We start from the raw sequence: 7,242 nt of genomic DNA, 5'->3' as shown, positions 1-7,242 counted from the left end.
CATTCATTTATTAAATTAAGCGCTGGTCATGATAGTTATCAAATTAAAAACTTATTTAGCAAATAATAAATACGATGAAATTAAAATTTCGCTTTCTAATAATATAAATGGAATATTATCAAACAGTATAAGTGATTTCTTTCTATCTGATATTAGTGGTTTTGATTTAATATTTAGTAATAATGTTTTATCACATCGTTATCATCCTGATAGTCACTTAAAGCTGGCTTTTGAGCCATCCCATATTGACGCTATTTGGGGAGCAGGGATGAAGCTTCGTTTTATTGATAAAGATAATATGGTTTTCACTCTTCCTACCAAAGAGAGCCAGCAACGTTTGCTCGTTCCTATTACAGATTTAAATTTAGCGATAACAGCAGAAGACGATGTACTTATGATCCCTGAGTCTTTGATTTTAAATAAAGAGACGTTATCTGAATATTCTCTTTCTCACGCTTACTCGCCGTTTTATTTGCTTGCCTCGCAAGAAAAACTGAATCAAGCGGTTGAGTTATTATCAATTATTGAACCAATGGAAGGGAATGATATTGTTGTTAATCGTAATAAAAATAGCTCGGTGATTGATGGTGGAAAAGGGGATGATCATATTGTCGTTAATCACGGACATCATATTTTAATTGCAGGAGCGGGAAATGATAGCCTCAATGCAGGAAGTGGAAATGACTTATTAATATCTGAATTTGGCGATGACTATTTAAATGGTGGTACGGGCAATAATGTTTATATTGTGAAAAAAGCGTTATGGTGAAGTGACTATTTATGATGAAGGAAATAGTAGTCACCTTTTTATTTCAGGATTATCAAAACACGATAAGATTATTGCTTCTCAAGTCGGCGAGGATATGCAGTATAAAACGCAGGATAATCAATTTGTTTTAACTGTAAAGACACAACATAATGAAGCAGATAAAACCGTTTCTATTATTGAGAAACAAAGTGAGCTTTCAGCGCAATCGCTAGCTGCGATTATTCAAGAAATGGCACAGTTTAATGAGCAACAATTAATGATAATGCAAGGTAGTGAGCTTGCTCCATCACTAGTATGGTCGCCATTATCAGTGGTAGTAAAGCATTGGGAATTTTAAGATTAAAAAATAGCCCTTTGCTAAGGGCTATTTTATCATTGAGCGTTCAATTTAAACGATATTTATTTGGCCATAGATTCAGCACGTTTGAATACTAAGGTATTACCTTCTGACTCTGCCGAATTAAATTGATAACCTTCAAGATCAAACTCTTTCAGTTGTGCTTTATTGGTCAGTTTTTCTTGAATAACAAAGCGGCTCATTAATCCACGGGCTTTTTTAGCGTAGAAACTGATCACTTTATATTTTCCATTTTTTTCATCAAGAAAAATAGGCTTAACAATTTCAGCATTGAGTTTTTTCGGATTAACTGATTTAAAATATTCATCAGATGCTAAATTAATTAAAATATTATCGCCTTGTTCCTCAAGTGCTTTGTTTAACGCTTCTGTAATGGTATTTCCCCAAAATTGGTATAAATCGCTTCCTTTGTTAGTTTTTAGCTTTATTCCCATTTCAAGACGATACGGTTGCATTAAATCAAGTGGGCGAAGTACACCATATAAGCCAGAAAGCATACGTAAATGTTGTTGTGCAAATTGAAAATCATCTTCAGAAAAACCTTCAGCTTGCATTCCAGTATAAACATCACCTTTAAATGCCAAAATAGCTTGGCGTGCATTTTCTGGTGTGAAATTAGGTTGCCATTCACCAAAACGAGCGGCATTTAATCCCGCGAGCTTATCACTTATTTTCATTAAGCTTGCAATATCGCTCGATGATAATTTCCGACATTCTTCGATAAGTTGTTGGGAATATTTGAGCAATTCAGGTTGAGTGAAGTGCGTTGTTGCTAAAGGCGATTCGAAATCCAGTGTTTTAGCTGGTGAAATGGTGATTAGCATAATTCCCTCGATACGTTATTTTAATATTGACCAAATATAACAAATTCTTTTGATTAAAGACTAAATTATAGTAATAGGAAAAAACAATTGTTTCTCTTATTTGTTGTAAAATTAGACGATTTAAACGATTCAGCTTGCGACTTTCTTCTGTTTTTTTCCGCTTTTGTTTTGCGAAAACGTTTGGCATTTAAATAATTGCTTTGTATGAATCTAAGCGTCTTGTAGTGTGAGCAGTCCATGTTATTATCAATAGATATCCGCAGGTGACTGCAAACAGATTTACCTAGTAGATGAGATAAACAAAATGACCAACAAATTGACTTCTTTGCGTAAGCTGACAACGGTTGTTGCTGACACTGGTGACATCGCAGCAATGAAACTGTATCAGCCACAAGACGCAACTACCAACCCATCTTTAATTTTAAATGCAGCTCAAATTCCTGAATATCGTAAATTAATTGATGAAGCGATTGAATGGGCTCGTTCACAAAGCGATTCACGTGAACAACAAATCGTTGATGCTTGCGACAAATTGGCAGTAAATATCGGTTTAGAAATTTTAAAGCTGATCCCTGGCCGTATTTCAACGGAAGTTGACGCACGTCTTTCTTACGATACACAAGCATGTATCGAAAAAGCACGTCATTTAATCAAACTTTATAATGATGCGGGTATCAGTAACGACCGTATTCTTATCAAATTAGCATCTACTTGGCAGGGTATCCGTGCCGCAGAGCAATTAGAAAAAGAAGGTATCAACTGTAACCTGACTTTACTGTTCTCTTTTGCTCAAGCGCGTGCATGTGCTGAAGCAGGTGTTTACCTGATTTCTCCATTTGTTGGTCGTATCATGGATTGGTATAAAGCGAATACAGATAAAAAAAGAGTTTGCTCCAGCTGAAGATCCAGGTGTGATTTCTGTTACTGAAATCTATAACTATTACAAACAACACGGCTATAACACTGTTGTTATGGGTGCAAGTTTCCGTAATATCGGTGAGATTTTAGAATTAGCGGGTTGTGACCGTTTAACAATTGCTCCAGCACTGTTAAAAGAATTATCAGAAGCTGAAGGTGAAGTTGAACATAAATTATCCTACAAAGGCGAAGTGAAAGCACGTCCAGACGCTATCACTGAAGCTCAATTCTATTGGGAGCATAATGCTGACCCAATGGCTGTAGATAAATTATCTGACGGTATTCGTAAATTTGCTGTTGATCAGGAAAAATTAGAGAAAATGATTGCGGATTTATTATAATTCGTCGTTAAATTCTTATAAAAATCTTAAATACCCATCTTATATAGATGGGTATTTTCATTTTTTGCTACTCAAAATAACATTTAAGTTAATTTTAAGATTAAATTGATTGGAATATATTATTTATCCAGTAATAATTATAAAAATATATTATTAAAAAACTCTATTTATTATTGGTGAATTATGAAAAAGATTGTCTTGGCAACGGTACTTGCATCGTTATTTTTTAGTGGCGCTGCAATGGCAGAAAGTAAAACGGCGTTCTCTTTACCTGCAATTGAAAAAAGTGCTGAAAGTGGAAATGCAGCATCTCAGTATCAATTGGGCGTAAAATATGAGAATGGCGAAGGTGTTGAGCAGGATGGACAAAAAGCGCTGGAGTGGTATACCAAAGCTGCCGAACAAGGTCACGCTGAAGCACAGTTAAATTTAGCACTGATGTATGACATGAGTAATGATATTGACCGTGATGCAGAAAAAGCAGTTTATTGGTATAACAAAGCCGCTGTCCAAGGTGTTTCTTTAGCTCAATATAATCTCGCTGTTTCTTATGATGATGGTGATGGTGTAGAGCAAGACCATGAGAAAGCCGTGTATTGGTATACTAAAGCCGGTGAGCAAGGCGATAGCGATGCACAATATAACCTTGGTATCTCTTATGATGAAGGTATCGGTGTAGCACAAGATCATGAAAAAGCGGTAGTTTGGTATACAAAAGCAGCAGAACAAGGTCACTCTGATGCACAATATAACCTTGCTGTTTCTTATGACGACGGTGAAGGGGTAGAGCGTAACGGCACTAAAGCCGTTTTCTGGTATACCAAAGCAGCAAACCAAGGAAATCGTGATGCGCAAAATAACTTAGGCGTAATGTACGATGAAGGCGACGGTGTTGCTAAAGATGCACGTAAAGCGGTTGAATGGTATAGAAAATCAGCGATGCAAGGTAATGGTTTGGCGCAAAATAACCTCGCTTTAAACTATTATTATGGCAAAGGCGTTAAACGCGATCTGAAAGAAGCTTATGCATGGTTCTCTGTGGCTGTTGAAAATGGTGATGGTGACGAAGCGATGTTAAAACGTACTGCTCGCGCATTAAATGCAGCACAATTAGCGGAAGCGAAAAAATTAGCGGCTTCTTATATTACTAAGTATATTGATGAATAATATTAATTAATCTTATTTAAGATGAAAGAAAGGGGGCGTATGCTCCCTTTTTCGTTATGAGTTAACACGATATAAAAATAGATTGTGATCATTTCTTATTATCTATTCTCAACAATCAAATAGTAATTATCAGTAATATATTGAGATTCTTTTTAATTCTCTTGTGTTCTCATGGTAATATCTGCGCGCAAGTTAGACGGTGATTGATTAATAGAGGTTCGATATGAATGACTTACGTATTGGTTTAGTTTCTGTTTCTGATCGTGCATCAAGTGGGGTGTATGAAGATAAAGGTTTACCCGCTTTAGAAGCTTGGCTAAAAACGGCATTAATAACGCCTTTTCATATCGAATCACGCTTAATTCCTGACGAACAACTTATGATTGAGCAAACACTGTGTGAGCTAGTTGATGAAGTCGGCTGTCATTTAGTGTTAACAACAGGGGGAACAGGCCCCGCTCGTCGAGACGTTACTCCTGATGCTACGTTGGCTATTGCAGATAGAGAAATGCCCGGTTTTGGCGAGCAGATGCGTCAAATTAGTCTGAAGTTTGTCCCCACCGCTATTTTATCTCGCCAAGTTGGTGTTATTCGTAACCAAGCGCTAATTCTAAATCTACCTGGGCAGCCGAAAGCTATCGCAGAAACATTGGAAGGATTAAAGGATAACGACGGTAATGTGATTGTTAGTGGTATTTTTGCTAGTGTACCGTACTGTATTCAACTGCTTGATGGCCCTTATATCGAAACTAATGAAGCGATTGTTGCTGCGTTTAGACCTAAATCAGCACGACGTTCCACTTCAGCATAAATGATGTAAGAGGTTATTTTTGTCCGTCGCCTTTCTGTCGAGGAAATGTGGTGATTCAGTTTGAATATGCAAAAATAACCTTATATTTATCTGATGCTGTTATTATAAAAGTTAAAAAACATTGTTTTTCAAATGGTTATGCATTTATTCTAAGTCTAGTCTTAAAAAAGCATTTTAGATAAATCATAATGTGATTTGTAATTTCTCTAACATTATGAAAATAATAAGTTTTAATTCCTAATTTTATTCTTGAGCACAAATTTTTCGCATTTTTTGCATTTTTTTTCATTATTCCCCTTGATGAATGTATTTATGACCCCATCTACTTTTTCAACTGCAATTACCACTATTGAGTTGCGTTGATTTTGTATCCGCTTTGAGATGATGTTGTTTAGTCTATTAATTTGTGACTTGAAAAATGAATATTCATCCTCATATAGATTGGTAATCAAATTGATAAAGAATTCTCTTTGGAGGCGTTTAAATGGGTAAAATTATTGGTATTGACCTGGGTACAACTAACTCTTGTGTTGCTGTAATGGATGGCAAAACTGCCCGGGTTATTGAAAACGCAGAAGGCGATCGTACTACTCCTTCAATCGTTGCTTATGCACAAGATGGTGAAATTTTAGTTGGTCAACCTGCAAAACGTCAGGCTGTGACTAATCCACAAAATACTTTATTTGCCATCAAACGTTTAATTGGTCGTCGTTTTGAAGATGCAGAAGTTCAGCGTGACGTTGCTATCATGCCTTACAAAATTGTAAAAGCGGATAACGGTGATGCTTGGATTGAAGCGCGTAACGAAAAAATGGCTCCACCACAAGTATCTGCTGAAGTTTTGAAAAAAATGAAGAAAACAGCGGAAGACTATTTAGGTGAAGCTGTTACTGAAGCGGTTATTACTGTTCCAGCTTACTTTAACGATGCTCAACGTCAAGCGACTAAAGATGCGGGTCGTATCGCTGGTCTTGATGTTAAACGTATTATTAACGAACCAACAGCGGCTGCTCTGGCTTACGGCTTAGATCGTGAAGTGGGTAACCGTACTATCGCAGTTTACGACTTAGGTGGTGGTACATTCGATATCTCTATCATCGAAATTGATGAAGTTGATGGCGAAAAAACCTATGAAGTTCTGTCTACCAATGGTGATACTCACTTAGGTGGTGAAGACTTCGATAGCCGTTTAATTAACTATTTAGTTGATGAATTTAAGAAAGAACAAGGCATTGATCTGCGTAACGATCCATTAGCAATGCAACGTCTGAAAGAAGCAGCAGAGAAAGCGAAAATCGAATTATCTTCTGCACAACAAACAGATGTTAACTTGCCATACGTTACAGCTGATGCGACTGGCCCTAAACACTTAAATATCAAAGTAACTCGTGCAAAACTGGAATCTTTAGTTGAAGATTTAGTTAAACGTTCTATGGAACCAGTACGTGTTGCATTAGAAGATGCTGGTCTGAAAGTTAGCGAAGTTAACGACGTTATTCTGGTTGGTGGTCAAACTCGTATGCCAATGGTTCAAAAAACCGTTGCAGATTTCTTTGGTAAAGAGCCACGTAAAGACGTTAACCCAGATGAAGCTGTTGCAATGGGTGCGGCTGTTCAAGGTGGTGTATTAGCGGGTGATGTTAAAGACGTTCTGTTACTTGACGTAACACCACTGTCTTTAGGTATCGAAACAATGGGGGGTGTAATGACTTCCCTGATCGGAAAAAAATACCACAATTCCAACTAAACATAGCCAAGTGTTCTCTACCGCAGAAGATAACCAATCTGCTGTAACTATTCACGTATTACAAGGTGAACGTAAACGTGCAAGTGATAACAAATCACTGGGTCAGTTTAACTTAGATGGTATTCAAGCAGCACCACGTGGTATGCCACAAATCGAAGTGACTTTTGATATCGATGCTGATGGTATCTTGCATGTATCAGCGAAAGATAAAAACAGCGGTCGTGAGCAAAACATCACTATCAAAGCTTCTTCTGGCTTAAATGAAGAAGAAATCCAAAAAATGGTTCGTGATGCTGAAGCAAACGCA

Annotated in this window: 5 protein-coding genes and 2 pseudogenes; 6 read left to right on the top strand and 1 reads right to left on the bottom strand. The window is 37.0% G+C overall.

Translation table 11 applies throughout. From position 1 onward, the window contains the following. Nucleotides 1–28 precede the first annotated feature (28 nt). Together BHE89_RS05940 and BHE89_RS25135 are read left to right on the top strand one after the other, a co-directional pair. Nucleotides 29–769 (top strand): calcium-binding protein, encoded by a 741-nt coding sequence (locus tag BHE89_RS05940; protein WP_286145932.1) that lies wholly within the window; start codon nt 29–31, stop codon nt 767–769. A gap of 1 nt (nt 770) precedes the next feature. Continuing rightward, on the top strand, nt 771–1,106 hold the full coding sequence (locus tag BHE89_RS25135) for a hypothetical protein (RefSeq protein ID WP_286145931.1): 336 nt from the start codon (nt 771–773) through the stop codon (nt 1,104–1,106). Between the two features lie 62 nt (nt 1,107–1,168). Here the strand turns inward: BHE89_RS25135 and yaaA are convergent, their stop codons facing one another. Beyond that, nucleotides 1,169–1,951 carry a peroxide stress protein YaaA gene (gene yaaA, locus BHE89_RS05935; RefSeq protein ID WP_069368654.1) on the bottom strand — a complete coding sequence of 261 codons (783 nt, stop codon included), beginning with the start codon at nt 1,949–1,951 and terminating at the stop codon, nt 1,169–1,171. Between the two features lie 304 nt (nt 1,952–2,255). Between yaaA and tal the strand changes: the two are divergent. The 4 genes and pseudogenes from tal to dnaK all read left to right on the top strand — a co-directional run. Next, nucleotides 2,256–3,210, top strand: a pseudogene (gene tal, locus BHE89_RS05930) (transaldolase). A 183-nt stretch (nt 3,211–3,393) separates the two neighbouring features. After that, nucleotides 3,394–4,377, top strand: coding sequence for a tetratricopeptide repeat protein (locus BHE89_RS05925; RefSeq protein WP_069368652.1), 984 nt, complete (start codon nt 3,394–3,396; stop codon nt 4,375–4,377). A gap of 223 nt (nt 4,378–4,600) precedes the next feature. Continuing rightward, complete coding sequence (gene mog, locus BHE89_RS05920; RefSeq protein ID WP_069368651.1) at nt 4,601–5,188, top strand: molybdopterin adenylyltransferase; 588 nt, start codon at nt 4,601–4,603, stop codon at nt 5,186–5,188. 484 nt (nt 5,189–5,672) lie between these two features. Beyond that, nucleotides 5,673–7,242 (top strand): annotated as a pseudogene (gene dnaK / locus BHE89_RS05915) (molecular chaperone DnaK); the annotation flags it as partial.

Source organism: Shigella sp. FC1967 (assembly GCF_001743005.1).
Classification (GTDB): Bacteria; Pseudomonadota; Gammaproteobacteria; order Enterobacterales; family Enterobacteriaceae; genus Proteus.
Note: the sequence above shows the minus strand (reverse complement) of the source record. Positions and strands in the feature narration are given on the sequence as shown.

Excerpts from the sequence above, each read along its gene's own strand:
- BHE89_RS05925 (WP_069368652.1), top strand. The coding sequence starts at position 3,394 with ATGAAAAAGATTGTCTTGGCAACGGTACTTGCATCGTTATTTTTTAGT.
- yaaA (WP_069368654.1), bottom strand. The coding sequence starts at position 1,951 with ATGCTAATCACCATTTCACCAGCTAAAACACTGGATTTCGAATCGCCT.
- mog (WP_069368651.1), top strand. The coding sequence starts at position 4,601 with ATGAATGACTTACGTATTGGTTTAGTTTCTGTTTCTGATCGTGCATCA.
- BHE89_RS05940 (WP_286145932.1), top strand. The coding sequence starts at position 29 with ATGATAGTTATCAAATTAAAAACTTATTTAGCAAATAATAAATACGAT.